Genomic DNA, 26116 nt, shown 5'->3' with positions numbered 1-26116 from the left:
GTAGCGCGGTCCGCTTCCCCGGCTCAAGCGGTCGCGAGCGTCTCCAGCCGCCGGTCGCGATTGATGAGCAGTACCAGACCCGCGCCGATCAGGCAGAGGATGCCCGCGCCGATGAAGGCGGGCATGTAGCTGAGCCAGACGGTACGGGCCAGCCCGCCACCCAACGCCGCGCTGGCGGCGCCCAATTGGTGGCCGGCGAATATCCATCCGAAGACGATGTTCGCCCGTTCTGCGCCGAAACGCTGCGCCGTCAGCTTCACCGTCGGCGGCACCGTCGCGACCCAGTCGAGGCCGTAGAAGATTGCGAAGATCGACAGGCTGTAGAGCGAAAAGTCGCTGAAGGGCAGGTAGAGCAGCGAAAGCCCGCGCAGCCCATAATAGCAGAACAGCAGCCATCGATTGTCGAACCGGTCGGACAGCCAGCCCGACGCCAGTGTCCCGCCGAAATCGAACAATCCCATCATTGCCAGCATCGACGCCGCGCCGACCGCCGCCAGCCCGTAATCGCCGCACAATGCGATAAAATGGGTTTGTACCAGCCCGTTGGTGCTGGCCCCGCAAATATAGAAGGAAAAGAAGAGTATCCAGAAGGTCGGCGCCTTTGCCGCGTCGCGCAGCACGGTCAGCGGCGTCATCAGCAGCGCGCCGAAGCTGGCGGGCTGGGGAGGCGCAGGCTGGACATGCGTTTCTCCATAGGGCGCCAGTTCCAGATCAGCGGGCCGGTCGCGCATCAACAGCAGCACGACGACCGCCGCCACGACGATCGCGCCGCACACCAGCAACAGCGCAGCGCGCCAGCCATGGCTTTCGGTCAGGCCCGCAAGCAGCGGCAGAAAGGCGAGCTGCCCGGTCGCCGTGCTGGCCGACAACAGCCCCATGACAAGGCCCCGCCGCTGCCCGAACCAGCGCGTCGCAACCGTTGCGCCCAGCACCATCGCGGTCAGGCCGGTCCCGATGCCCATCACCACGCCCCACAGCAGCACCAGTTGCCACAACTGCGTCATGCCCAGCGACAGCAACATTCCGCCGATGACGATGGACAGCGAAATCAGCATCATGCGGCGCACGCCGAAGCGGTTCATGAACGCGGCGGCGAAGGGCCCCATCCCGCCGAACAGCAGGAAGCGGATGGCGAGCGCGCCGCTGATATCCGCCGCGCTCCAGCCGAACTCCTTTTGCAACGGTACGATCAGAACGCCGGGCGCTCCGACCGCGCCGGCCACCACCAACATCGTGAGGAAGGTCGTGCCCGCGACCGCCCAGCCATAATGGATGTTCCGCGCAGCCAGGCGGCGCGCAAACAGGGTCGACAGCATCAACTTCCCCCTTCGGGTCACGATCGGACTGGCGTTAAATGATGGCCATCATATATAAGGTCAAGGGGCCATTTGAAGGAAGCAGGACATGAAGGTCAGCCGCGATCAGGCCGCGCGCAATCGGGAAAAGGTGATCGACGCAGCATCGCGCCTGTTCCGCGCGCGGGGCGTCGAGGGCGTTGGCATAGGGGAGGTGATGCGGGAATGCGGACTCACGCATGGTGGCTTTTACAACCAGTTCGAATCGAAAGAGGCGCTGGCCGCTGAAGCCTGCGCTGCGTCGTTGGCGGCCAGCGCCCTGCGGTGGCGGGCAGTGATGGAAGCGGCTGGAGAGGGCGACGCGCCCGCAGCGATCGCGGGTAACTATCTGAACGCCCGCAATCGCGACGCGCCGGAGACCGGCTGCGCCCTGATCGCCCTCGGTCCAGATGCGGCGCGGCGCGGTGGCGACCTGGCGGAGGCCTTCCGTAATGGCTTTGAGGAACTGACCGCCATCCTCGAACAGGCCGGACCGGATCTGAGCCGGCAGGACGCGCTGGCCCGCATGGCACAGATGGTCGGTGCCATGGTGCTGGCGCGGGGCGTTGGCGATCCGGCGCTCTCGGACGAGATATTGGCGGCGGCCCGCCGGGCATTGGGGCTGTCCGCATGAGCTTCTGGCGACCGATGCGCAAGGCCGATATCCCGGCGGTTGCGGCGATCTCCGACGCGGTGCATGGCGCCTATACCGAACGGCCCGATATTTATGGGGAACGTCTGCAGCTCTACCCAGCCGGATGCTGGATGCTGGAGCGGGCCGGGAAGGCGCAGGGCTATCTGATCAGTCACCCATGGCGGGGTGATCGGCCGCCGAGGCTCAACATTCCCATCCTCGCTGTTCCCGGTGGAGCGGACCATTATTATCTCCACGACCTGGCGCTGCTGCCAGAGGCGCGTGGCACCGGTGCGGCGGCGGATGCGATGCGATTGGTGGTCGATCAGGCCAATGGCGCAGGTTTCGCGCGGATCGCACTGACCGCGGTCAATGGCGCCGACGCTTTCTGGCGGAAGCATGGCTTCCTGCCCGCGGTCGGTAAGATGGCTTATGGCGGGGATAGTCTCGCCATGGAACGGAAGACTGCAGAGTAGACGTCAGACTGGGCTCATCGTCGGGAGTAAGCTGTTCCACCAACGAAGAAGCCCCGGAGCGATCCGGGGCTTCTTCATTCCATTCTATCGCGAGATCAGGCGAGCGCGAAACGCGCCATCTTGCCCAGCTTGTCGCCGGCGATGCGCATCATCGCCTTTTGCAGCTTTTCGAAGGCGCGGACCTCGATCTGACGGACGCGCTCGCGCGACACGCCATAGACCTGCGACAGTTCTTCCAGCGTCTTGGGCTCTTCGGCCAGACGGCGTTCCGCCAGGATGTGCTTTTCGCGATCGTTGAGGTCGGTCATCGCCTCCACCAGCATTTCGTGCCGCTGGGTGCGCTCCTGCTCCTCTGCGACTCGCTCGTCCTGAAGCGGGTCATTGTCCTGCAACCAGTCCTGCCACTGCCCGTCGCCATCCTCGCGCATGGGGACGTTCAACGACGTGTCGCCGCCCATCGCCATGCGACGGTTCATCGACACGACATCCTGCTCGCTGACGCCCAGGTCGGTTGCGATTTTCGTCACATCCTCGGGGCGCAGGTCGCCATCCTCGAACGCCTCGATATTGTTCTTCATCCGGCGCAGGTTGAAAAACAGCTTCTTCTGCGACGCGGTGGTGCCCATTTTGACCAGCGACCAGCTGCGCAGAATGAATTCCTGGATCGATGCGCGAATCCACCACATGGCATAGGTCGCCAGACGAAAGCCGCGTTCGGCCTCGAACTTCTTAACGCCCTGCATCAGGCCGATATTGCCTTCGGAAATCAGCTCGCTGACCGGCAGGCCATAACCGCGATAACCCATTGCGATCTTCGCCACGAGGCGCAGATGCGACGTCACCAGCTGGGCCGCGGCCTCGGGATCCTGATGCTCCTCATACCGCTTGGCGAGCATATATTCCTGCTCTGGCGTCAGCAGCGGAAACTTGCGAATCTCCGACAGATAGCGGTTGAGGCTGGCTTCACCGCCCAGCGCCGGAACCGCGGGGACATTGCTCTTGTTAGCCATGTCGCTTCACCTTTCCCTTTCATGCGCGGCGGAACCCAGAAGAGGCGTCCTGCGCCGTCGCAAACTTGTCAGAACCTATACGTGGAGCTGGCTTAACAGTTCCTGCATATCGCCAGGCAATACACTTTGAAACATAAGCCGCTCGGCTGTTACCGGATGTATGAACCCCAGGCTTTTGGCGTGCAATGCCTGCCTTTTGAAACCCAGCGTTTCCAGTATTGATTTGAAACCTTTTCTTTCTCTACCGTAAACCGGGTCACCGATCAAGGGGTGGCCGATATGGTGCATATGGACGCGCACCTGGTGGGTGCGACCGGTTTCCAGCTTGCATTCCACCACCGCCGCGTCGCGCAATCGCTGGATGATGCGATAATGCGTGACGGCATGTTTGCCGCGCCCTTCCCGATGAACCGCCATCTTCTTTCGATCAGCGTCGGATCGGCCGATCCAAGTATCGACCGTCCCGGCGGCGGGGCTGGGCGAGCCATAGACGATTGCGGCATAGAGACGGTCGATGCTGTGATCCTTGAACTGGCGGGCCAGTCCCTCATGCGCCTTGTCGGATTTGGCGACCACCAGCAGGCCGGACGTATCCTTGTCGATCCGATGAACGATGCCGGGGCGGGCAACCCCGCCGATGCCGGACAAGCGCCCTTCGCAATGATGCAGCAGCGCGTTAACCAGCGTGCCGTCCAGATTGCCGGCGGCGGGATGGACGACCAGCCCTGCGGGTTTGTCGATGACGATCAGGTCATCGTCTTCATGGACGATGGCGAGCGGAATATCCTGCGCCACCGTATCCAGCGGGACCGGCGGGGGCAGGGTGACAGTGAAGACCTGTCCGGCTGCAACCTTCATCGATATGCTGATCTTGCCGAGCTTGGAGGATTGCACCTGACCTTCGCCGATCAGCGCCTTCAGCCGCTCGCGCGACAGGTCGGGGAGCAGATCCGCGAGCGCGCGATCAAGGCGTATCCCATGCTGCGCTTCGCCAATGACTGCTTCGATGATGGAAACCCCCGGACCCATTGGCTAGGGATGTAGGAATGCGGGTCGAAATTTCAAGTATTCTGTTGGAACAGATCGTGGCCCTGGCAGCGGCCGAGGCCCATGAAGTGTGCGGTCTGTTGCTGGGTTCGGATGACAGGATCGCGGCGATCGTGCCCGCCGCCAATGTGGCGGCCGATCCTGCCCGCCATTTCGAACTGGATCCGGCGGCGTTGATCGCCGCGCATCGGGCGGCCCGGGCGGGTGGACCGAAGGTTATCGGCCACTATCATTCTCATCCGTCGGGCGTTGCCGCGCCGTCCGCGACCGATGCGGCCTGTGCCGCGCCCGACGGAAATTTGTGGCTCATTGTCGGCGTGGGAGAAGCGACTTTATGGCGGGCGGGGCCGGGGACGGCGGTTAACGTCCATTTCACCAAAATGCATCTCGACAGTCGGTGAGCGAAAGGCGGCAAGCCGGGCTTGCATCGGCGCGCGGCGCGGCGCATTAGCCGAAGGCCCGCTTATTCCCATCACAATCCGGTGACCCAGACCTCGCATGACCAACCCGACCGACAGCATCGAATTTGCCAGCCTGCTCTGCTCGCGCCTGTGTCATGACCTGTTGAGCCCCGTCGGCGCGCTCAACAACGGGCTGGAGCTGATGGCGGACGAAACCGACCCGGAAATGCGCCAGCGCTGCCTCGACCTGCTGGGCGACAGCGCCCGGACATCGGCGAACAAGCTCAAATTCTTCCGCCTCGCTTTCGGCTCCGCCGGCGGCTTTGGCGATGCCGTGCCCCCGCATGAGGCGCGGGTGGCTATCGAGGGCATGTTTGCGACGACAGGCCGGGTCAAGGTCGGCTGGCTGGTCGAGGAACAAATGCTCGACAAGCTGGCCGCCAAGATATTGCTGAACCTGGCGTTGATCGCCGGCGATGCGCTGGTGCGCGGCGGACAACTGGACATCGGTGCTGAAAAGCGGCCGGGCCTGACTGAAATCGTGGTGCGGGGCGAAGGGCCCAAGGTCGTGCTCGATCCCGACTTGCGCGCTGCACTGGCCGGTACCTTGCCGATCGACGGGCTGGCGTCCCGTACTGCCGCCGCCTGGATGGTGCGCCAGATGGTGGCGGAATCGGGCGGAGAGATCGCCCTGTCGCCGCCGGGCGAGCCGGTCCTGCTGTTCGGTGCGTCGATCCCCGACCGCAAGCGATAATCGCGTATAACTGTCGCAGTCGCCGTCTCAGCGCAGGCTTCCCGCCTATCTGGCGTGGTGCATTTCCTGCATTTCCGCGACCAGTAGCGCGACCAGGTCGGCGGCAGGCAAAGCACGCGCGAGCGGAGCGCCCTGGCCGGCCCATTGTGCACCATAGCCGCCTTCGCCCGATGCCTTTGCGGCCTGGTTGAGCGCTTTGCCCGCGTCATAGGCGATCGGATAATCGGGCGGTTGCCGCTCGCTGCGCTGGCCCCAGGCCGTGAAACGGTTGGCAAGACAGCGGGCTGGGCGACCCGATATCACGCGTGTCATGACCGTATGCGCCGCGGCCGGGCTGAACAAGGCGGAGCGATAGGCGGCGTCGGCGCCGCTTTCCGGACAGGCGATGAAGGCGGTGCCCAGTTGCGCCGCGACGGCCCCCAGGTCGATTGCCGCCTGTACGCCTCGGCCATCCATGATGCCGCCCGCAGCGATGACGGGCAGTCCTGCTCGCTCTACTAGCAGTCGGGTCAGCGCCATGGTTCCCAGGCAATTATCCGGTCCATCCGGATCGAACATGCCGCGATGGCCGCCTGCTTCGAAACCCTGCGCCACGACGGCGTCGATACCTGCCGCCTTGGCCGCTAGCGCTTCTTCCAGCTTGGTCGCGCTGGCCAGCAGCAGGCAGCCCGCCGCTTTCAGCCGGAGGATTTTTCGGCTGTCGGGCAATCCGAAATGGAAGCTGACGACCGCCGGCCGCGCATCGACCAGCATCTCCAGCATCGCGTCGTCCTCGGCAAAGCTGCGATAGATTTCGTGGAGCGATCGTGGCGGCTGAGCGCCATGTTCGGCAAATAACGGCGCGAGCGCATCGATCCAGCGCCGCTCGACTTCCGGTTGGACTCTGGCGGGCGCATGGACGAAGAGATTGACGTTGAACGGCCGATCCGTCCTCGCGCGCACCGCATCGATCATGATGCGCGCGGCTGAGGCATCGACGGCGCCAATCGCGATCGATCCGAGCGCTCCGGCATTGCTGACGGCCGCGGCCATCTCCGGCGTGGATAGGCCGGCCATCGGCGCCTGGATGATCGGATGGGCAAGGCCCAGCGTGTCGAGCGGGTTCATGCCCCCTATCTGGGACCATCGGCTGCAAAGGAAAAGGCCCGGTCGCCTGTCGCGACCGGGCCTTTTCCGAAAAGCAGCGCTGAAGGGATCAGCTGCTATAGTACATGTCGAATTCGACCGGCGACGGCGCCATTTCCCAGCGATACACTTCGGGCCACTTCAGTTCGATATAGGCTTCGATCTGGTCCTTGGTGAACACGTCGCCCTTCAGCAGGAATTCGTAATCCGCTTCCAGGCTGTTCAGCGCTTCGCGAAGCGAGGCGCAGACGGTAGGCACCTGGCTCAGTTCTTCGGGCGGCAGGTCATAGAGATTCTTGTCCATCGCCGGGCCGGGGTGAATCTTGTTCTCGATGCCGTCGAGGCCGGCCATCAGCAGGGCGGCGTAGCACAGATAGGGGTTGGCCATCGCGTCGGGGAAACGGAATTCCACGCGCTTCGCCTTGGCGCCCGCGCCATAGGGAATACGGCAGGAAGCCGAACGGTTGCGCGCCGAATAGGCCAGCAGAACGGGGGCTTCGAAGCCCGGCACCAGACGCTTGTAGCTGTTGGTGGTCGGGTTGGTGAAGGCGTTCAGCGCCTTGGCATGCTTGATGACGCCGCCGATGAAGTAGAGGCACATGTCGGACAGGCCGGCATAGCCTTCGCCTGCGAACAGCGGCTTGCCGTTGTCCCAGATCGACATATGGGTGTGCATGCCCGAACCATTGTCCTGCGCGATCGGCTTGGGCATGAAGGTCGCGGTCTTGCCATAGGCCTGGGCGACCATCTGCACGACATATTTGTAGATCTGCATACGGTCGGCGGTCTGGACCAGCGTACCGAAGGTCAGGCCCAGTTCGTGCTGCGCGGCGGCGACTTCATGGTGATGCTTGTCGCAGGGCAGGCCCATTTCGAGCATGGTCGACACCATTTCGGCGCGGATGTCGGTGCAGGGATCGACCGGCGCGACGGGGAAATAGCCGCCCTTGGCGCGGGGACGGTGGCCCAGATTGCCGCCTTCATATTCCTTGCCGGTGTTGGTCGGCAGCTCGATATCATCGATCTTGAAATAGCTTTGCGAATAATCGCTTTCGAAGCGAACATCGTCGAACATGAAGAATTCCGCTTCCGGTCCGACATAGATGGTGTCGCCGAAGCCGGCCGACTTGACGAAGGCTTCTGCGCGCTTCGCGGTCGAGCGGGGATCGCGGCTGTACAGTTCGCCGGTGTCGGGTTCCACGACGTCGCAGAACAGGATCAGCATCGGGGTGGCGCTGAACGGATCGACATAGACGGCGTCCAGGTCGGGCTTGAGGATCATGTCCGATTCGTTGATGGCCTTCCAGCCTTCGATCGACGAACCGTCGAACATCAGGCCCTGGGTCAATTCATCTTCGCCAAGCACGCTCGACACCATGGTCAGGTGCTGCCACTTGCCCTTGGGATCGGTGAAGCGGACATCGACCCATTCGATCTCCTTTTCCTCGATCATCTTCAGGATGTCTTTTGGCGTGTTGGCCATGTGCACTTGCCCTTCTCTCAAAAATACCCCCCCGAAGGGGCAGTTGAAGTCCGTTTCCGCCCGGCTCGGCGGAAATTCGTTAAATCAGATCGCGTCGCTGTCCCGCTCGCCGGTGCGGATGCGCACGGCGCCCTCGACCGCGGAAATGAAGATCTTGCCATCGCCGATTCGACCGGTCTGTGCCGCGGAGCAGATGGCCTCGACTACCCGGTCGGCCAGCGAATCGTCGACGACGACTTCCAGTTTCACCTTGGGCAGGAAATCGACGACATATTCGGCGCCGCGATAGAGTTCGGTATGTCCCTTCTGACGGCCGAAACCCTTGGCTTCGGTTACGGTGATGCCGGACACGCCCACTTCGTGCAGGGCTTCCTTCACCTCGTCCAGCTTGAACGGCTTGATGATCGCTTCGATCTTTTTCATCACTCGTAATCCCAACCCATGACGCACGCACTGAATGCGGGTGCGACCCGCATCCACTCTCCTTCAAGGAACGATCGTCATCCCCCCCAAAGGCAGGCGCCGTTCCCCTTAACAATCAATTACCGTGCCAAATGGCGAATCGCTAGGACATGCTTTCGGCGATGCAGCAATCTTTGTCCATATTGCCCGGATTCCGGGCAATATCGTGACTCTCTGCCCGTTTTTTGGGCAGCGTTTCGATTGTTAGAGCGCGTAAGGCGGACAATCCAGGCCAGCCGGGCTCTTGGTGAATATCTCGCAGCCGGTTTCAGTGATGCCGATGCTATGTTCGAATTGCGCCGACAGGGTGCGGTCGCGCGTGACGGCGGTCCATCCGTCGTCCATCATCTTCACGCCGGGTTTGCCGATGTTGATCATCGGCTCGATCGTGAAGAACATGCCGGGGCGCAGTTCGGGGCCGGTGCCGGGACGGCCGATATGGACGACCTCGGGACTGTCATGAAACACCTGGCCCAGGCCATGGCCGCAAAAATCGCGTACCACGCCATAGCGATGCTTTTCGGCATGGCGCTGGATCACATGGCCGATGTCGCCCAGATGATTGCCAGGCTTGGCCTGCTCGATGCCCAGCATCAGGCATTCATAGGTGACTTCGACCAGCCGCCGCGCCTTGATGGCGGCTTCGCCGACGATGAACATGCGGCTGGTGTCGCCATGCCAGCCATCGACCAGCGGTGTGACGTCGATATTCAGGATATCGCCGTCCTTGAGCCGATAGTCGCCCGGGATGCCATGGCAGATCACATTGTTGAGCGAGATGCAGCAGCTATGGGTATAACCGCGATAACCCAGCGTCGCCGGCACTCCGCCGCCGTCCAGCGACATGCGGCGCACGATATCGTCCAGTTCGCCGGTGGTCACGCCCGGCACCACATGCGGCACGAGCGCGTCCAGTATCTCGGCGGCGAGCCTACCGGCCTTGCGCATGCCGGCGAAACCGGATTCGTCATAAAGCTTGATCGCGGCGGAGCGGGAAATCGGCGCATCGGCCGTCATCGTCATATAGTCGGTCATGTACCATTTATAAGCGCAACGGCGGCATAATGCGAGAGGGCGACTAGTCAGGGCGTGCGGCGCAGGCTATGGGCTGGCGCATGGCCGATCCGACCCGCATCTGGACCGCAGCGCTGATCGTGATCGGCGACGAAATCCTCTCTGGCCGCACCCAGGACAAGAATATCGGCCAGGTCGCCAGTTGGCTCGGCGTTCAGGGCATTCGCTTGCGTGAAGTGCGCGTGGTGGCCGACGATCGGGATTCGATCGTCGAGGCCGTCAATACGCTCCGCGCGCGCAACGACTATCTGTTCACGACCGGCGGCATCGGGCCGACTCATGACGACATCACGGTCGACGCGATCGCGGCGGCGCTGGGCGTAGAGGTGGAAATCCACGAAGGCGCGCGCGCCATCCTTTCGGGCTATTACGATACACGCGGCGGGCTGACCGATGCGCGGCTTCGCATGGCGCGGGTGCCAGCAGGCGCGGACCTGATCGAAAATCGCATGTCCGGCGCGCCGGGCATCCGCCATGGCAACATCTTCATCATGGCCGGCGTGCCCTATATCACCGCCGGCATGCTCGACAGCCTGACGGGAACGTTGGAAGGCGGCCTCCCGCTGCTATCCGCAACGATCGGCTGCTGGGTGGCGGAAAGCGAGATTGCCGACCTCCTCGCCTCGACCGAACGCGCCCATGAAGGCTGCCAGATCGGCAGCTATCCCTTTTTCCGCGAGGGCCGCACAGGCGCCAATTTCGTGATTCGCTCGACCGATGCGGCGATGCTGGACGCCTGCACCGCCGATCTCAGCACCGCGCTGGAGCGCGGCGGCTGGACCGTGACGGCGGGCGGGATTTAGCGGTCGATTACTTGGCTTCGGCCTTCAGATAGGCGATCAGGTTGGCGCGATCGACCGCGTTGGGCACGCCGGCAAAGGCCATGCGATTTCCCGGGACCAGCCCACTCGGCTTGGTCAGGAATGTGTCGATGCTCTTGGCGTCCCAGCGAATCTTCGCGTTCTGCATCGCAGGCGAATAAGTGAAGCCTGCCATGGTGCCGGATGTGCGGCCGAATATGCCGGCAAGGGACGGCCCCATCTTCTTCGGTCCGGGCTTCACATCGTGGCATAGGGCGCATCGCGCAAACACCGTCTTCCCCTTGGCCGCATCTCCCGTCTGCGCGAGTGCAGGGGAACTGGCTGCGCACAGGGCAGTCAGGACGAACAGTCTCGATACGGTCGCAAGTGGCATGAAGCGTTTCCCTTGAAAGATGAGGCGGTGGGGCTTTTGCCTTTCCTCCGCTGATGCGCCTTTATGGCTTTCTGTCTGAATGGGGGTTTAAGCGTATGGACGTCAACTGGCGTCGCTAATAGTGTATCCAGCCCTCCGCTGCCGATCGCCGTCCGGGTCCATAGGCCCTACGGTTTGTCGCACACTCAGTCGCCGCGTTTCCCATGGGGTGTCGACCTTCCAGCACAGCAGTTCGTTGCGCTACCATGTCGGGGAAGGGGGCGATTGAGCTTTACGCCACGAAAGCTGTCGCCGCCGCTACAACCGTCTGTTGCAGCTCTGCATCGATGCCGACGACGCCTGAAGCTCCGTGTTGGAAGCAGCCTAAGGGAAAATGGTGGACGCACTTGGGCTCGAACCAAGGACCCGCTGATTAAGAGTCAGCTGCTCTACCAACTGAGCTATGCGTCCATTCCGGCGCCGCAGGCGCTCCGGTGTGGGCGGGCTGTTAGCAGTCGCTTGGCTGTTTGCAAACCATAAATCACCCAAAGACCGGAAATTTTTCGGCTGCGGCGATCTAGGCCCAGTTTCCCGTCCCTGTACGTCGCTTGCCCGCACGATCGATGGCCATGATGATGCCGATGCACAGCATCACCGTCAGCATCGAAGAACCGCCATAGGACATGAAGGGCAGGGGGATGCCCACCACCGGGGCCAAGCCCATGACCATCATCAGGTTTATCGCCACATAGAAGAAGATGGTGGTGGTCAGTCCCGCCGCAACGAGCCGCGCAAATTTGTCCTGGGTCCGCATGGCGACCCGGATGCCCCATCGGAACAATAGCATGAAGGCAAGGATAAGCAGCGCGCCGCCCAGCAATCCCCATTCCTCGGCCATAGTGGCGAAGACGAAATCCGTATGGCCTTCGGGCAGATAGTCGAGGTGACTCTGCGTACCGTGGAGGAAGCCCTTGCCCCAGAAGCCGCCCGATCCGATCGCGATCTTGGACTGGCTGATATGATAGCCCGCGCCCAGTGGATCGCTTTCGGGATCGAGGAATATAAGGACGCGATTCTTCTGATAGTCGTGCAGGAAGCTGAAAGCGATCGGGATCGCCGCTCCCCCGGCCAGTCCCGTTCCGATGAACAGGCGCAGTGGCAGACCGGCCAGGAACATGACCGTCACGCCGCCCGCCGCGATCATCGTCGCAGTACCAAGATCGGGCTGAATGAGTACCAGCGCCCAAGGCAGGCCGATCAGGACCAGTGCCGGCCATATCGCGTTCCAGCGCCGAATTTCGCCCACTGGCAGCATGGCATAGAAGCGCGCGACCGTCAGGACGATGATCGGCTTCATGAATTCGGACGGCTGGAGTTGCATGAAGCCGAGATTGATCCAGCGCTGGCTGCCGCCGGCGACGCCGCCGATCAGTTCCACCAGGAACAGGGCCGCCAGAACCGCCCCATAGGCCGGGAAGGCGAAGCGCGCGAATATCTCCACCGGAATGCGGCTGAGCGCCAGCGCCATCGCGGAAAAGATACAGAAACGCGCCGCCTGCATGGCCGCCCAGGGAAAGACGCTCCCGCTCGCCGCGCTGTAGAGCACGATCGTGCCGAAGCCGGCGATCGCAAGCAATAGCGCCAGTATGCGCCAGGGAAATTCGGTCAGTGGCTGCGGAACGATGCTCATGGCGCACCGGTCACATTGGCGCCGGGCGGTGGCGGAACATCGTCTTCGCTCTCATCGCGCTCCGGCGCCCGCGCCGGTGCGGTCGGGGAGGGCGTCGCCGCAGTACCGACATCGTCCGCGGCATTATCAGAAGGGGGCGAAACCTCCCCCTTCTCAATCGCCTTGGCGAGGCGGAAGGCGGCCATCTGGCGCGCCTGGCGCTCGACGGGCGTACCGCCCCAACCCTTTTCCAGCATCTCCAGTTTCTCCATCGCCTTGGCCGGATCGAACAGATAGGACAGGGTATCGCTGGCGATCATCGGTGCGTCCTCGTTGCGGATCATATGCCCGCCATGTTCGATGATGCAGGCGATCGCGTAGCGTGGATTATCAAAGGGCGCGAAGCCCTGAAACAGGGCGTGGTCGCGCAGCTTGAATGCCAGCGAACTGTTGCCGCGCACGCCGCCGGCGCGTTCGGCCATGGTGATGCGCCGGACCTGCGCGGTGCCGGTCTTGCCAGCGATCATGACGCCGGGGATCGAACTGCGCGCCGCGCCGCCGGTGCCGCCGCCATTGACCACCGCGTTCATCGCATCGCGGATGATGACAAGATGCTCATCGGTCGCGCCGACCGTCGCGGGCTGAGGCCGGTTGGCGTTATGGATAAAATTGGGCATCAACTGTTTGCCGGTCGCCAGACGCGCCGCCATCACCGCCATCTGCAGCGGGTTGATGAGCATGTAGCCTTGGCCGATGGTGGCGTTGACCGTGTCGTAAACCTGCCACTTCTGATTATATTTCTTTTCCTTCCACGCCGGGTCCGGCACCGTGCCATAGCTCTGGCTGGGGAAGGGCAGGTCGAATTTCTGACCCATGCCGACACGTCGCGCCATGCTGGCGATCCGGTCCATGCCGATGCGCTGCGCCATTTGATAGAAATAGATGTCGCAGCTCTGGGCGATCGCGCCGCGCATGTTGAGTGGGCCGTGGCCCCGCCGCTTGTGGCAGTGAAAGAGGGTGTTGCCGACCCGGATCGCGCCGCCGCAGCTAATGGTTTCCTGTGGCCCGATGCCGGCCTCCAGCAGTGCCAGTGCGACCATAGGCTTGACCGTCGAACCAGGTGGATAGAGGCCCTGCAGCGTCTTGTTGCGCAACGGAACATGGTCGTCCTTCGACAGCATCTCATATTCCAGATGGCTGATGCCGTCGGAAAAGCTGTTGGGATCGAAGCTGGGCATCGACGCCAGCGCCAGCACATCGCCATTGTGGCAGTCGATCACCACCACCGAACCACTCTGGGTGGCAAGCCGGCGGCCGGCATATTCCTGCAATCCAGCGTCGATCGTGAGCTTGATCGAATTGCCGGGCGTGTCCGGGCGCGTCGTCAATTCCCGCACGATCTTGCCGCGGGCCGTTACCTCTACCCGCTTGGCGCCGGCCTTGCCGGTCAGATGCCGGTCGAACGCCTTTTCCAGCCCGTCCTTGCCCAGCTTGAAGCCGGGCGTGATCAATAACGGATCCTTGCGCGCCTTATAATCTTCCGCCGTGGCCGCGCCGACATAGCCGAGCAAATGCCCCACCGTCGCGCCAGCGGGATAATGGCGGGAAAAACCCTGGCTGGGCGCTACGCCGGGCAGATCGGGCAGACGTACGCTGATCGCGGCATATTGGTCGTAGGTCAGCTTGTCTGCGACCTGCACCGGGCGAAAACCAGCGGACTTTTCCAGATCCTCGCGGATGCGATCGACCTCGTCCGGCTCCAGATTGAGCAATTGCGCCAGGTGGCGAATGGTCGTCTCGGCATCGATAACCCGCTGGGGGATCAGGTCGACGCGAAAATCGGTGCGGTTGTTGGCCAGCGGCCGGCCGTTGCGATCGACAATCCAGCCCCGGCGCGGCGGGATGAGGGTCAGGTTGACGCGGTTGCTCTCGGACAGAAGGCTATATTTCTCATTCTCCGCCACGCTGATCCAGGCCATGCGCCCGATGAGCACGGCGCCGATCGCGCCTTGCAGGCCGCCCACCACCATCGCGCGGCGCGTGAAGGTGAAGGATTGGGCGGCTTCGGTGATGATCTTGCGCTTGGGGGTAAGGAATTTCATGCCATGACGCGCCAGCGGTCGATCCGCGCGCACTGCCGGACGACGAAGGGAAACAGCAATATCGTCCAGACCATCTGTGGCGCGACCAGCAAGAAACGCACATTACCTCCACCGGTGATCCTTGCGAAGAACAGGCCCCCGGCGATGCAGAAGATAATGGCGAGCGCCGCGATTAGCCAGTCCTGTCGATAGCTGCGCCAGACCATGCGATGCTCGATCGTGTCGATGCCGATCAGCGCCACGGTCCAGAGGAACATGGCCGAACCAATCGGTTGCCCGCTCATCATGTCGTCGAACAGGCCCAGCGGCAGGCCGATCCAGGTGCGCCACAGGTCGGGCCGCAGTAATCGCCAGGACAGAAGCAGCAGCAGGCCGAAGGGCGGCATGACCGGGGATTGCGCAATAACCGGCAGCGCCGTCAGGAACGAACCCAACATCACGGTGATGACCGGGGTACCCGCCAGGCGGAACCGCGAGGGGTGTCGACCCAATCTTGGCACATGGTGCAGATGCGGGTCGATCATGGCGTGGCGCCGTTGTCGGCCACACCTTCGTCCGCCACAGGGGTGGCTGCCGGGCCGGGCCGGGTGACCGCTTCCTCAAAGGCGCGCTCGACCACCACCGCGTCGACCCGTCCAGGGTTCGCCAGCGGCACGCCATAGGCGATTTCGCCCTGCGCGCGGACAACGACTGCGACAGGTATATTGGGTTGATAGACGCCGCCGATGCCGGACGTTACCAGCAGGTCGCCCGGCTTGAAAGGGTTGCGACCGGCCGTCAGCGCCCGAATCTCGACGGTCCCGTCGCCCAGGCCCGTGGAGATGGCGGGGATATTATCGTTCGTCCGCCGCACCGGTACGATGTTGCTCGTATCGGTCAGGAGCAGCACGTCGGAGCTGTTGGGCGTGACGATGTGGATGCGGCCGATCAACCCTTCGGGCGCTCGGACCGGCATACCGGGGCGGACGCCCTGCCAGCGCCCCGCATTGAGACGCGCAAAACGGCGCGTGCTGGTGGCGGATGACGCGATCAGTCGCGCCGTCAACACCTGGCTGGCGTCGGCATCGACCAGCTTCAGCAGCTTTTTCAGGCGCAGATTTTCCTGCGCGACGCCCTTTGCCTCAATGATGCGGTTGCGGTCCGCCTCCACCTGCCGGCGCAGCGCGACATTCTGCGATCCGGCGCGCCAGTAGGCGGCCAGCACTTCGTCAATCGAACTGACGCCGCTCACCATGCCTTTCAGCGCGTTGGACACCGGGCGACCGGCTTCGGCCGTCGCAATGCGGATCGCAGAGAAACCGGTGGGGTCGAAGATCGCGACCACCACCAGTAACAGGCCTACGGCTGCACCGGTCACCGCCACGACGTAGCTGGCGAAAAGGCTATATTGCGCCTTCCGGTTGATACCGGGGCGTCGGCTGGGTGGCCGCGCCATCTAATCGTCCTTCTCGATCAGGCGGTTTGCAGCACGCCCCGGAAGATCGGATCTTCCATCGCGCGACCGGTGCCGATGGCGACGCAGGTCAACGGGTCTTCGGCGATGGTCACCGGCAGGCCGGTTTCGTCGCGCAGTTCGTCGTCCAGCCCCTTGAGCAGTGCGCCGCCGCCTGTCAGGACGATGCCCTGGTCGACGATGTCGGCCGCCAGTTCAGGCGCGGTGTTTTCCAGCGCGATGCGGACACCTTCGACGATGGTGCTGATCGGTTCCGCCAGCGCGTCGGCGATCTGGCCCTGGTTGATCGAGATTTCCTTGGGAACCCCGTTCACCAGATCGCGGCCCTTGATATGGATCGTTTCGCCGACGCCGTCTTCGGGCGGCTGGGCGACGCCATATTGCTTCTTGATCCGTTCCGCCGTGGCTTCACCGATCAAGAGGTTGTGGTGGCGACGGACGAACGACACGATCGCCTCGTCCATCTTGTCGCCGCCGACACGGACGGAGGTGGTGTAGGCCAGGCCGCGCAGCGACAGCACGGCGACTTCGGTCGTGCCGCCGCCGATGTCGACCACCATCGACCCGATCGGCTCGGTCACCGGCATGTCGGCGCCGATCGCGGCAGCCATCGGCTCCTCGATCAGAAACACCTGGCTGGCGCCGGCATTGCTGGCGGCGTCGCGGATCGCGCGCCGTTCCACGCTGGTCGAACCCGACGGCACGCAGATCACGATTTCAGGGGCGCGCCAGGGGCTGTGCTTGCCGCCATGCACTTTGGTGATGAAATGCTTGATCATCTGCTCGGCGACGTCGATGTCGGCGATCACGCCGTCGCGCAGCGGGCGGATGGCCTCGATCGAATCCGGGGTCTTGCCCATCATCAGCTTCGCGTCGACGCCGACCGCTTTCACTCGCTTGACGCCGTTCAGCGTCTCGACCGCCACCACCGACGGCTCGTTCAGTACGATGCCGCGGCCGCGCACATAGACCACCGTATTGGCGGTGCCGAGGTCGATGGCCATATCCTGCGAGGTGAATTTGAAGAGACGCGAGAAGATCGACATGCCTTATCCTGTATCGCCCGCCGTCCCCGCGACGCGATTGGGGACCGGTCGGAAAGCTGTTCTGCTCTTGCCGTTCATCTCTTCTTTCTTGCGCCTTGCAGTGCAAAAAATTCAGGTTCGCGGCTCGCGGAAAGCGCTCGATTGGGCTAGTCCCTAATCAATGTCAATACGCCGTCTGCCCGAACATCTGGTCAATCGTATCGCTGCCGGTGAAGTGGTCGAAAGACCCGCCAGCGCGCTGAAAGAGATCGTCGAAAACGCTTTGGACGCGGGCGCGACTCGCGTCGCCATCCGCCTGTCCAATGGCGGGCTGGATCGGATCGAGGTCAGCGACGATGGCTGCGGCATGGATTCGGGCGATATGGCGCTGGCGCTGGAGCGCCACGCCACGTCGAAGCTGCCCGACGATGCCATTGAAAATGTGGCCACATTGGGCTTCCGCGGGGAGGCGCTGCCCTCGATCGCCAGCGTGGCGCGCCTGTCGATCGACAGCCGGCCGCGTGGGGCCGATGGATGGAACCGCACGGTCGACAATGGCCAACTGGTGGCGGAGGGTCCGACCGCCTTGCCACCCGGCACCCGGGTCATAGTGGAGCAGCTATTTGGCAAGGTGCCGGCGCGGCGCAAGTTCCTGCGCTCGCCCAAGGCGGAATATGCCGCCTGCCTCGACATTGTCCGTCGTCTCGCAATGGCACATCCCGCCGTCGCTTTTTCGGTCGAACATGACGGTCGCCGGGTGCTGGGCGTGCAGGGCGAGGAGGCGCGCGAGGAACGGGTCGCGGCGCTGACGGACCGGGCGCTGGCGGACAATCATGTGATCGTGTCGCTGGAGCGCGAAGGCATCCGCCTGTCCGGCGTCGCGTCGATCCCGACCTACAATCGCGGCGTGGGCGATCATCAATATCTGTTCGTCAACGGGCGACCGGTCCGCGACCGCTTGCTGATCGGCGCGCTGCGCGGCGCTTATGCCGACATGTTGGCGCGCGACCGGCATCCGGTCGTGGCGCTGTTCCTCGACGTGCCGCCGCTGGAAGTGGATGTGAACGTCCATCCCGCCAAGACCGAGGTGCGTTTCCGCGATCCTGCATTGATCCGCGGCATGATCGTATCCGGCCTGCGCCGCGCGCTGGATGCGGAGGGGTTTCGCGCGGTGCAAAATGCCGACCCGGCGGCCTTGGCGGCGTGGAAGCCCGAACCGGTCTCGCCCACCCCGATCGGTGCGATGCCGATCTTCGAGGCGCCGGCCTCCTCGCCGGCGAGCTACAGCCAGTTTGCACCATCCGCTTTCGCCGATCGCCGCCCGTCCTTCATCACCCCGCCGCCGCAGGCGCGCGCCGAACCCGCCGCAGCGCCTGCGCCCGAAGGCGGCAGCTTTCCGCTCGGCGTGGCGCGTGGTCAGGTGGCGCGCACCTATATCGTGGCGGAAGCAGAGGATGGGCTGGTCATCGTCGATCAACATGCCGCGCATGAACGGCTGACCCTGGAGCGGATGCGCCGGGCGATGGAGGGGCAAGGCGTCGCCTCGCAGGCGCTACTACTCCCCGAAGTGGTGGAACTGGACGAACCGGCCTGCGACCGGCTGGAGGCGCGCATCGCGGAACTCAAGGATTTCGGCCTAGACCTGGAGCGATTCGGTCCATCGGCGATGCTGGTCCGATCGGTTCCGGCGATGCTGGGGCAATCGGACGTGCAGGGCCTCGTCACCGATCTGGCCGACGATCTGGTCGCCTATGACAGCGCGCTGTCGCTCAAGGAGCGGCTCGATCTGGTGGCCGCGACCATGGCCTGCCACGGATCGGTGCGGGCAGGGCGGGTGCTGAGCGTCGCGGAAATGAACGCTCTGCTGCGCGAGATGGAAGTGACGCCGCGATCGGGCCAATGCAATCACGGGCGACCGACCTGGGTGAAACTGGGCCATGGCGACATAGAGAAATTATTCGGGAGGAAATGAGCCGATGACGATCCTCTTTGCCCTGCTGCTGGCTGCGGCGCCTGTTGCCGAACCGGTCTGTGCAGCCCCGGCACCCTTGGCGGAACCCTGGACGAGCTGGACCCAGAGCGGGCGGGCGCAGGCCGGGGCGCAGGTACAGGGCGCACCCGCGCTCATGCTGGGCAAGCCGGTCGTCGCCGATCTGACGCCCGCCGATTATGTCCAATTCGCCGCAGCGCCGGGCAAGCGCGATAAAGAGGGGCATGGCGGGCTCTTCACCCTGTCGCTCAGACAGGCCGCACGCATCGGCATTGCGCTGGATGGGCCGGCCTGGGTCGATGTCGTTGCCGGCAAGGTGGCTGTGGACTCGGTCGAGCATGGCCATGGCCCGGCCTGTTCGGGCATCCGCAAGATCGTCTGGTTCGACCTGCCGGCCGGGCGGCATATCGTGCAGATTGCCGGGGCCAAAGCACCGACCGTCCGTATCATGGCCGCCGATGCCAAGGCCAATCAGCCGGTGGCGGCAGCGAACTGAAACGCTATCGCTCCACCGCCATCCGCACGGCAAGGCCGCCCAGCACCGTGCCCATGAACCAGCGCTGGAGCGTCAGCCACAGCGGCCGGCTGCCCAGAAATCCGGCGATCGATCCGGCCAGGCAGGCGATGACGCCATTGACCGTCAGGCTGATGACGATCTGCGTCGCGCCCAGCACCAGCGACTGGCCCAGGATGTTCCCGCGCGCCGGATCGACGAATTGCGGCAGCAGCGAAAGGTAGATCATCGCGACCTTGGGGTTGAGCAGGTTGGTGATCAGGCCCATGGCGAACAGCTTGCGCGGGCCGTCGATCGGAAGGTGACGCACCTGAAAGGGCGATCGCCCGCCCGGCCGCGCCGCGCTCCAGGCCAGCCACAGCAGATAGAGCGCGCCGCCGATCCGCAACGCATTATAGGCGAAGGGCACCGCCATCAGCAGCGCGGTGATCCCGAACGCCGCACAGACCATGTAGAAGAGAAAGCCGCAGGCCACGCCCAGCAGCGATATCATTCCGGCCATCCGTCCCTGCGCAATGGAGCGGGAGATGAGATAGAGCATATTGGGGCCGGGCGTCAGCACCATGCCCAGCGAGATCAGCGCGAAGGCGGCAAGATGGGGCGCGCTGGGCATGGTCATTCTCCCCCTGGGATTGGCGGGATATCCATGCCCGGATGCGACGCACGGGCAAAGGTCCGGCTGGCGCGGGCTGGCCCCTATTGCGGCCGCGTGCGCCACATGGCGATCGGGATCATGGTCAGGACCGGCCTGTCGTCCTGGTTGAAGATCGTCACTTTGTTGCGGACGATGCCCATTTCCGGGCGGCTTTGCGATGCCTTCTTGTCGATCACCTCACTGCGTCCACGCAGCGTATCGCCGGGCCGTACCGGGCGCAGCCAGCGCAATTCGTCCACGCCCATCGCCCCCAGGCTGGCCGCCTGGCGACCGGGCTGCCGCTGCATTTCCGCGACGAACATCTTCATGAACAGGGCGGTGGTGTGCCAGCCGCTGGCGGACAGCGTCCCGAAATGGGTCTGCGCGGCCGCTTCGTCGGACAGATGGAAGGGTTGCGGGTCGAACTCTGCCGCAAAGGCGATCGTCTCATCGCGCGATACCGTCAGCGGGCCGAAGTCGAAGCCGTCGCCGATCGCGATGTCCTCGAAATAGACAATTTCTTCCGCCATCATCCGTCTCCCATTGCAACGGATGAAGGCTTAGAAGCGGTTTCCGTTTACGTCAATGTCAGGGTTTGATCAGGCCCTGCAACATAGCCGCATCGCCATCGGATGGTTGCGGCGTCACGCCCAGCAGCCGGGCCAGCAGTGGATAGACGTCGACATTGGCGAAGTCGGCCGACGGGCGAAACCCCGTGTTGAAGGCCGGGCCGTTGGCGATGAACAGCGCCTGCATTTCTGGAGCGCGATCGTCCCAGCCATGGTCGCCGCCGGTGATCGGCTTGGTCGGGGTCGTATTCTGGAACACCCAACCGGTTTCCGCGAGGCAGAAATAGGGCGGGATGCGACGGTGCGTGCCATAGTGGAAGCGCGCCGGGATTTCGCCCTTGCGCCAGCATTGCATATGGCCACGCGACTTGAACAGCGCGGCTTCCAACGTCTTTTCATGGCCCGGGACCGCGGCCAGGCTGGCATAGGGGCCGGTTTCGACGGTGCGATAGTCGGCCGGGTTCGCGATCTTGTCGAGGACGATGACCCGGTCGTTCGCCTTGGCCGCCATGCCGTGGTCGGACACGATGACGATGTTCGCGGGCTGGCCCATCGCCTTCAGTCCGGCGATCAGGTTGCCGATATGGGCGTCGACATCGGCCACGGCCTGGGTCGTTTGCGCCGCATCGGGGCCGTTGACATGGCCAGCGGTGTCCACCTCGTCGAAATAAAGGGTGACGAAGCGCGGACGGATGTCGGCCGGGCGGCGTAGTATGTCGAGGACGCTATTTACCCGCTGGGTCGCGCTGATCGCCTCGTTGAACTGCGCCCAGTCGCTGGGGCGCGATCCGTTGCTGATGCTATAGGGCCATTCGGCTGCCTTGGTGCCGCCCCAGGCGACGTTGGAACCGGGCCAGAACATCGTCGCGGTGCGCGCACCCTGTTTCTCGGCGGTGATCCAGATCGGCTCGGCTTCGTTCCACCAATAGGGATCGTCGCTGGCCATGGTGAACTTGTCCTTGGGCCGGCTCTCATCCTCCATATTGTTGGCGACGATGCCGCTGCGATCAGGCCGGTCGCCGGTGACGATCGCCCAGTGATTGGGGAAGGTCTTGGTCGGGAAGGACGGGCGCATCGACGCCTCGACGCCTCCGGCGGCCAGCGCGTTGAGGTTGGGCGACACGTTGCGGGTCAGATAGTCGGGGCGGAAACCGTCGATCGACACCAGCAAGGTGATCGGCGCGCGCTGCTCCGCTGGTGCAGACGCGATGGCGACGGGATGCGGCTGCATCGGCGCGCAGGCGCCCAGCAGACCGGAGGCTGACAGGGCGAGGGCGAGGGGCAGGCGGCGGAGGGACATCAGCGACTCTTCATGTTTTGGCATTGCCCGCTGCTTAGCAGCCGGACCATGTCGGTAAAGTGACGAAGACATCAGGAAGCCGCAGCGAGATGATCGGCGATCGCCATCCACGCGGCGCGTTTGGCGTCGCGCGACAGGCTGGCATAGGCGCCGCTGGAGGAGGGCAGGTCGATTAGGGGCATATCCTGCCGCTCGCCCAACTGTCGCCGACCATGTAGCGCGGCTGTCTTGCCGTTGAAGGCGATGGCCCGGAGCGCGGGCAGGCGCGCGACGAAGGCGCCAAGGTCGCGCAGTTCCGCGCCACGGATCGATCCGTCCAGACTGCCATCGCGCTCGGCGCTCTCGATTACGTCCCACAGGCCAATGCCGCGTGCGCGCAGCCGTTTGAGCCGCATCGCATAGGGCTGGCCGCGCAGATCTTCGCCCAGCACATCCCCGACCAAAGTCCAGAAAGCGTTGCCGCGATGGGCATAATATTCGCCCTGCCGGATCGACGCATCGCCCGGCAGGCTGCCCAGGATCAGGACGCGCGTATCGGCATCGACGCTGGGCGGGAAGGCGGCCTTGCGCTGGGCAGGCATCTGGCCAAGCCGCAGCGCCATGGGATCAGACGTTGAAACGGAACAGCATGATGTCGCCGTCCTGCGTCACATATTCCTTGCCTTCCGACCGCCACTTGCCCGCTTCCTTGGCGCCGGCTTCCCCATTATATTGCACGTAATCGGCATAGGCCATGGTTTCGGCGCGAATGAAGCCCTTCTCGAAATCGGTGTGGATCGCGCCCGCCGCCTGAGGCGCCTTCGATCCCTTCGCCACCGTCCAGGCGCGCGCTTCCTTCGGGCCTACGGTGAAGAAGGTGATGAGGCCCAGCAGTTCGTAACCGGCGCGGATGATGCGGGCGAGACCGGCTTCGGTCAGGCCCAGCGCTTCGAGATATTCGGCGCGTTCCTCGACCGGCATGGTCACCAGTTCCGCCTCTATCGCGGCGGACACGATCACCGCACTGGCGTTTTCGGCCTTCGCCTTTTCGAACACGCGCGCGGAAAAGGCGTTGCCGTCCGATGCGGCGTCTTCCTCGACATTACAGACATAGAGAACCGGCTTGGCGGTCAGCAACTGCGCCTGATTGAACAGCCGCTCTTCCTCGACATCGCGCGGCATGGTGAGGCGGGCGGGCTTGCCCTCGCGCAGCAGGTCGAGCGCCTGGCCCAGCACGGCGGCGGCGGCCTTGGCTTCCTTGTCGCCCTGCGCGGCCTTCTTGGCGAGGTTGGGGACGCGCTTTTCCAGACTTTCCAGATCGGCGAGCATCAATTCCATCTCGACCGTCTCGGCGTCGGCGATCGGATCGACCTTGCCCTCGACATGGGTGATGTCGTCATCCTCGAAACAGCGCAGGACGTGGACGATCGCGTCGGTTTCGCGGATGTTGGCCAGGAACTGGTTGCCAAGCCCTTCGCCCTTCGACGCGCCACGCACCAGCCCGGCAATGTCGACGAAGCTGAGCTGGGTTTCGATGATCTTCGCGCTGCCGCCGATCTTTGCGATCGTGTCCAGCCGGTCGTCGGGCACGGCGACGCGGCCTTCATTGGGTTCGATCGTGCAGAAAGGATAGTTGGCCGCCTGCGCTGCCTGCGTTTCGGTCAGCGCGTTGAACAGGGTGGACTTGCCCACATTGGGGAGGCCGACGATACCGCAACGAAAACCCATTTGACTGCCTTATAAGATCGGAAACATTGGCGCGCCCGATAGCGGTTTGTGCGCCCGATGGCCAGCCTTGGCGCGTTCGTGGGCCAGAAGGGGTGGGACAAAAGGCGCAATTGCAATCGGCGGCGCTTTGCCGACATAGGGGATGATGGCTGGAGATGATATGGAACAGAGCAGAGAAACCCACTGGATCGACGAAAAGGGTCGGGCGTGGAAAAAGCGCCCTGCGCATGAAACGGGCGCATTCGGTCGCTGCCCGCGCTGCGGCGAAGGGCATATCTTCACCGGGTTCCTGACGATGCGCGACCATTGCGAGGTGTGCGACCTGGACTATAGCTTTGCCGATCCGGCCGATGGCCCGGCGGTGTTCGTGCAACTCTTCGCCTGCGTGCCGGGCGTCATCTTCATCATCATGCTGGAGATCATGGCGCGGCCGGGCCTTTGGGTGCATCTGGCCGTCGGGGTGCCGGTGCTGATCCTGACGACGCTTCTGCCGATGCGGCCGATCAAGGGCTGGCTGATCGCCGCCCAGTTCACGAACAGCGCGCAGGAGGCCGGCACTGCGGCGCTGTGGGCCAAGCTGCACGGCGGAGAGCCGCGCGGCTAGGGCTTGGGCGCGAGCTTGATTTCGAACAGTTTCGGCCAGTTTTTGCCGGTGATGAAGACGCGGTCCTTCGCCGCGTCGTAGGCGATGCCGTTGGCGACGGCTTCGCTATCGGTGACGCCCGCGGCCTTGCGCAGGCGCGACACGTCGATCCAGTCGATCACGGCGCCGGTCGCGGGATCGATGCGGGCGATGCGGGTGTCGTACCAGATATTCGCCCACACCTCCCCCTTCACATATTCCAACTCGTTCAGCCGATCGACCGCCCGGCCGTTCCAGGTGACGGTGATACGGCGCTGTTCGGCCAGGCTGTCGGGATCGAGGAAACGCAGTTGCGCGGTGCCGTCGCTCATGATGAGGCTGCGGCCATCCTGCGTCATGCCCCAGCCCTCGCCATCATAGCGGAAGTCGGATAGCGGTGCGAAATCCGCCAGGTTCCAGACGAAGCCCCGGCGGTGCCGCCAAGTCAGGCTCACCAGCTTGTCGCCCCAGTTGACGATGCCCTCGCCGAAATAAGGCGGGTCGATGATGCGGCGTTGCAGGATTTTGCCGGTCTTCAGTGCCACCTTGCGGATGTCCGACTGGCCCTCCAGCCCGGTACTCTCGTAGAGCGCGCCGTCATGGTAGAAGAGACCTTCGGTGAAGGCGGTCGCGTCATGGGGATGGGTGGCGACCAGCGTCCAGGGGGTGTCGGCTTGGGCGGGGGGAACCAGAAGAAAGGCGCTGACGAGCGCGAACAGGATGCGATTCATTCCGCCGCCTGGCTTTCGATCGCGGCAGCCAGCCATGAGGGAAGGATAGCGGGATCGAGCGTTTCGACCCGGCGCAACTCGATCGACAGGCCCATATCGGGCAAGGCGGCGCGCTGGCGCTTTTCGTCCGCCTGCGCGATCGGCACGGCGACGAGGCGACGGCTCACCTTGTTGCGGTAATGCATCCGGGCGGTGTTCTCCTGCCCGACATAGCAGCCCTTGTCATAATCGACGCCGTGCAGTTCCTCCGCATTGGTTTCCAGCCACAGCGTCTGGTCCTGCCCCAGTTCCGCCGCGCCTTCGAACACGCCCAGCGCCAGGCGATGCGCGCGGAAAGCGGGGGCAGCGTCGCCCGGCGTGGCGGGCGCGATCCAGCGATGGCCGAGCGCGGGCAGGCGCGGGTCGAGCGGCTGGTCGGTGGCGTCGGGCGACCAATGGACAGCGAGCCCTTCCTCACGGACTATCGTGACCTTGCGGCGCAGGCGATAGATCGTCAGTCGCTTGGCGAGTGCGTCGGCCTGCGCCGCTTCGCAATCGATCAGCACATCGTCGCCATCCCTCCACAGGATGAAATCGAACAAGGCCTTGCCCTGCGGCGTCAGCAGCCCGGTCCAGCGCGGTTGGTCGGGGGAAAGGGTGAGGACGTTGCGGGTGAGCAGCCCTTGCAGGAAGGGTTTCGCCTCCTCGCCGGAAATTCTCAGGATCGCGCGGTCGCATAGGGTGGTGCCGGTCATCGGCTTTAGGTAGGACAGTCACGTCAAATTACCAACCCGTTCGGGCTGAGCGAAGTCGAAGCCCTTGCCTGAGCGGAGCGAAGGCCTCACTGC

At 64.0% G+C, this 26116-nt stretch carries 28 protein-coding genes and 1 tRNA gene; 8 read left to right on the top strand and 21 right to left on the bottom strand.

All coding sequences use genetic code 11. The annotated features are described in order from the left end of the window. Positions 1–23: 23 nt before the first annotated feature. Positions 24–1316 carry an MFS transporter gene (locus tag SBA_RS13040; protein WP_224549914.1) on the bottom strand — a complete coding sequence of 431 codons (1293 nt, stop codon included), beginning with the start codon at positions 1314–1316 and terminating at the stop codon, positions 24–26. 88 nt (positions 1317–1404) lie between these two features. Here SBA_RS13040 and SBA_RS13035 point away from each other — a divergent pair, with 88 nt between their 5' ends. Further along, a complete protein-coding gene (locus SBA_RS13035; RefSeq protein ID WP_261934753.1) occupies positions 1405–1968 on the top strand; it encodes a TetR/AcrR family transcriptional regulator in 564 nt (187 codons plus the stop codon). Continuing rightward, complete coding sequence (locus SBA_RS13030) at positions 1965–2444, top strand: GNAT family N-acetyltransferase (RefSeq protein ID WP_261934752.1); 480 nt, start codon at positions 1965–1967, stop codon at positions 2442–2444. Before SBA_RS13035 ends, SBA_RS13030 begins: the two co-directional genes overlap by 4 nt. Before the next feature lie 95 nt (positions 2445–2539). On the opposite strand, the gene rpoH is transcribed toward SBA_RS13030, so the two are convergent. Continuing rightward, positions 2540–3454 (bottom strand): RNA polymerase sigma factor RpoH, encoded by a 915-nt coding sequence (gene rpoH, locus SBA_RS13025; protein ID WP_224549917.1) that lies wholly within the window; start codon positions 3452–3454, stop codon positions 2540–2542. Between the two features lie 75 nt (positions 3455–3529). Continuing rightward, positions 3530–4483, bottom strand: coding sequence for an RluA family pseudouridine synthase (locus tag SBA_RS13020; RefSeq protein ID WP_261934751.1), 954 nt, complete (start codon positions 4481–4483; stop codon positions 3530–3532). Positions 4484–4500: 17 nt separating this feature from the next. On the opposite strand from SBA_RS13020, the gene SBA_RS13015 reads away from it, so the two are divergent. Both SBA_RS13015 and SBA_RS13010 read left to right on the top strand, forming a co-directional pair. Then, positions 4501–4902: a M67 family metallopeptidase gene (locus tag SBA_RS13015; protein ID WP_261934750.1), complete on the top strand. Its 402-nt coding sequence runs from the start codon at positions 4501–4503 to the stop codon at positions 4900–4902. A gap of 97 nt (positions 4903–4999) precedes the next feature. Then, positions 5000–5656 (top strand): histidine phosphotransferase family protein, encoded by a 657-nt coding sequence (locus SBA_RS13010; protein WP_224549921.1) that lies wholly within the window; start codon positions 5000–5002, stop codon positions 5654–5656. A gap of 45 nt (positions 5657–5701) precedes the next feature. Here SBA_RS13010 and SBA_RS13005 read toward each other — a convergent pair whose 3' ends face one another. The 4 genes from SBA_RS13005 to map all read right to left on the bottom strand — a co-directional run bounded on the left by SBA_RS13005 (position 5702) and on the right by map (position 9761). Next, positions 5702–6763 carry an NAD(P)H-dependent flavin oxidoreductase gene (locus SBA_RS13005; RefSeq protein ID WP_261934749.1) on the bottom strand — a complete coding sequence of 354 codons (1062 nt, stop codon included), beginning with the start codon at positions 6761–6763 and terminating at the stop codon, positions 5702–5704. A gap of 88 nt (positions 6764–6851) precedes the next feature. Further along, the gene (gene glnA / locus SBA_RS13000) at positions 6852–8264 is read right to left on the bottom strand and encodes a type I glutamate--ammonia ligase (RefSeq protein WP_224549923.1); all 1413 of its coding nucleotides are present in this window, start codon (positions 8262–8264) and stop codon (positions 6852–6854) included. A gap of 84 nt (positions 8265–8348) precedes the next feature. After that, complete coding sequence (locus SBA_RS12995; protein ID WP_066601956.1) at positions 8349–8687, bottom strand: P-II family nitrogen regulator; 339 nt, start codon at positions 8685–8687, stop codon at positions 8349–8351. Between the two features lie 243 nt (positions 8688–8930). Further along, positions 8931–9761, bottom strand: a complete 831-nt coding sequence (gene map, locus SBA_RS12990; RefSeq protein ID WP_261934748.1) for a type I methionyl aminopeptidase — start codon at positions 9759–9761, stop codon at positions 8931–8933. Positions 9762–9841: 80 nt separating this feature from the next. Here map and SBA_RS12985 point away from each other — a divergent pair, with 80 nt between their 5' ends. Further along, a complete protein-coding gene (locus SBA_RS12985) occupies positions 9842–10603 on the top strand; it encodes a competence/damage-inducible protein A (protein WP_261934747.1) in 762 nt (253 codons plus the stop codon). Between the two features lie 7 nt (positions 10604–10610). Here SBA_RS12985 and SBA_RS12980 read toward each other — a convergent pair whose 3' ends face one another. From SBA_RS12980 to SBA_RS12950, 7 genes are all read right to left on the bottom strand, one after another. Then, positions 10611–10994 (bottom strand): c-type cytochrome, encoded by a 384-nt coding sequence (locus tag SBA_RS12980; protein WP_261934746.1) that lies wholly within the window; start codon positions 10992–10994, stop codon positions 10611–10613. 374 nt (positions 10995–11368) lie between these two features. After that, positions 11369–11444, bottom strand: a tRNA-Lys gene (locus SBA_RS12975). Between the two features lie 106 nt (positions 11445–11550). Next, on the bottom strand, positions 11551–12663 hold the full coding sequence (gene rodA, locus SBA_RS12970; protein ID WP_261934745.1) for a rod shape-determining protein RodA: 1113 nt from the start codon (positions 12661–12663) through the stop codon (positions 11551–11553). After that, positions 12660–14744 carry a penicillin-binding protein 2 gene (gene mrdA / locus SBA_RS12965; RefSeq protein ID WP_261934744.1) on the bottom strand — a complete coding sequence of 695 codons (2085 nt, stop codon included), beginning with the start codon at positions 14742–14744 and terminating at the stop codon, positions 12660–12662. Before mrdA ends, rodA begins: the two co-directional genes overlap by 4 nt. Beyond that, the gene (mreD, locus tag SBA_RS12960) at positions 14741–15268 is read right to left on the bottom strand and encodes a rod shape-determining protein MreD (protein ID WP_224549442.1); all 528 of its coding nucleotides are present in this window, start codon (positions 15266–15268) and stop codon (positions 14741–14743) included. Before mreD ends, mrdA begins: the two co-directional genes overlap by 4 nt. Continuing rightward, positions 15265–16179 (bottom strand): rod shape-determining protein MreC, encoded by a 915-nt coding sequence (gene mreC / locus SBA_RS12955; protein WP_224549444.1) that lies wholly within the window; start codon positions 16177–16179, stop codon positions 15265–15267. Before mreC ends, mreD begins: the two co-directional genes overlap by 4 nt. Positions 16180–16196: 17 nt before the next feature. Further along, positions 16197–17243 (bottom strand): rod shape-determining protein, encoded by a 1047-nt coding sequence (locus tag SBA_RS12950; RefSeq protein WP_066601439.1) that lies wholly within the window; start codon positions 17241–17243, stop codon positions 16197–16199. Positions 17244–17403: 160 nt separating this feature from the next. Here SBA_RS12950 and mutL point away from each other — a divergent pair, with 160 nt between their 5' ends. Beyond that, positions 17404–19194 (top strand): DNA mismatch repair endonuclease MutL, encoded by a 1791-nt coding sequence (gene mutL, locus SBA_RS12945; RefSeq protein ID WP_261934743.1) that lies wholly within the window; start codon positions 17404–17406, stop codon positions 19192–19194. A gap of 4 nt (positions 19195–19198) precedes the next feature. Then, a complete protein-coding gene (locus tag SBA_RS12940; protein WP_261934742.1) occupies positions 19199–19708 on the top strand; it encodes a hypothetical protein in 510 nt (169 codons plus the stop codon). A gap of 4 nt (positions 19709–19712) precedes the next feature. On the opposite strand, the gene SBA_RS12935 is transcribed toward SBA_RS12940, so the two are convergent. From SBA_RS12935 to ychF, 5 genes are all read right to left on the bottom strand, one after another. Continuing rightward, on the bottom strand, positions 19713–20339 hold the full coding sequence (locus SBA_RS12935) for a LysE family translocator (RefSeq protein WP_261934741.1): 627 nt from the start codon (positions 20337–20339) through the stop codon (positions 19713–19715). A gap of 83 nt (positions 20340–20422) precedes the next feature. Further along, complete coding sequence (locus tag SBA_RS12930; protein ID WP_261936730.1) at positions 20423–20890, bottom strand: MaoC family dehydratase; 468 nt, start codon at positions 20888–20890, stop codon at positions 20423–20425. 58 nt (positions 20891–20948) lie between these two features. Then, positions 20949–22229, bottom strand: a complete 1281-nt coding sequence (locus tag SBA_RS12925) for an alkaline phosphatase family protein (RefSeq protein ID WP_261934740.1) — start codon at positions 22227–22229, stop codon at positions 20949–20951. A gap of 71 nt (positions 22230–22300) precedes the next feature. Next, positions 22301–22831 (bottom strand): DNA-deoxyinosine glycosylase, encoded by a 531-nt coding sequence (locus SBA_RS12920; protein ID WP_224549452.1) that lies wholly within the window; start codon positions 22829–22831, stop codon positions 22301–22303. A 4-nt stretch (positions 22832–22835) separates the two neighbouring features. Further along, a complete protein-coding gene (ychF, locus tag SBA_RS12915) occupies positions 22836–23936 on the bottom strand; it encodes a redox-regulated ATPase YchF (RefSeq protein WP_224549453.1) in 1101 nt (366 codons plus the stop codon). A gap of 160 nt (positions 23937–24096) precedes the next feature. Between ychF and SBA_RS12910 the strand changes: the two genes are divergently transcribed. Then, the gene (locus SBA_RS12910; RefSeq protein WP_261934739.1) at positions 24097–24540 is read left to right on the top strand and encodes a DUF983 domain-containing protein; all 444 of its coding nucleotides are present in this window, start codon (positions 24097–24099) and stop codon (positions 24538–24540) included. On the opposite strand, the gene SBA_RS12905 is transcribed toward SBA_RS12910, so the two are convergent. Both SBA_RS12905 and ygfZ read right to left on the bottom strand, forming a co-directional pair. Beyond that, the gene (locus tag SBA_RS12905; protein ID WP_261934738.1) at positions 24537–25289 is read right to left on the bottom strand and encodes a glutaminyl-peptide cyclotransferase; all 753 of its coding nucleotides are present in this window, start codon (positions 25287–25289) and stop codon (positions 24537–24539) included. The genes SBA_RS12910 and SBA_RS12905 overlap by 4 nt on opposite strands. Next, on the bottom strand, positions 25286–26023 hold the full coding sequence (gene ygfZ / locus SBA_RS12900) for a CAF17-like 4Fe-4S cluster assembly/insertion protein YgfZ (protein WP_261934737.1): 738 nt from the start codon (positions 26021–26023) through the stop codon (positions 25286–25288). Before ygfZ ends, SBA_RS12905 begins: the two co-directional genes overlap by 4 nt. Positions 26024–26116: the final 93 nt, after the last annotated feature.

Source organism: Sphingomonas bisphenolicum (genome assembly GCF_024349785.1).
GTDB lineage: Bacteria > Pseudomonadota > Alphaproteobacteria > Sphingomonadales > Sphingomonadaceae > Sphingobium > Sphingobium bisphenolicum.
The sequence above is the reverse complement of the archived record's forward strand: the minus strand, read 5'-3'. Positions and strand labels throughout refer to the sequence as shown.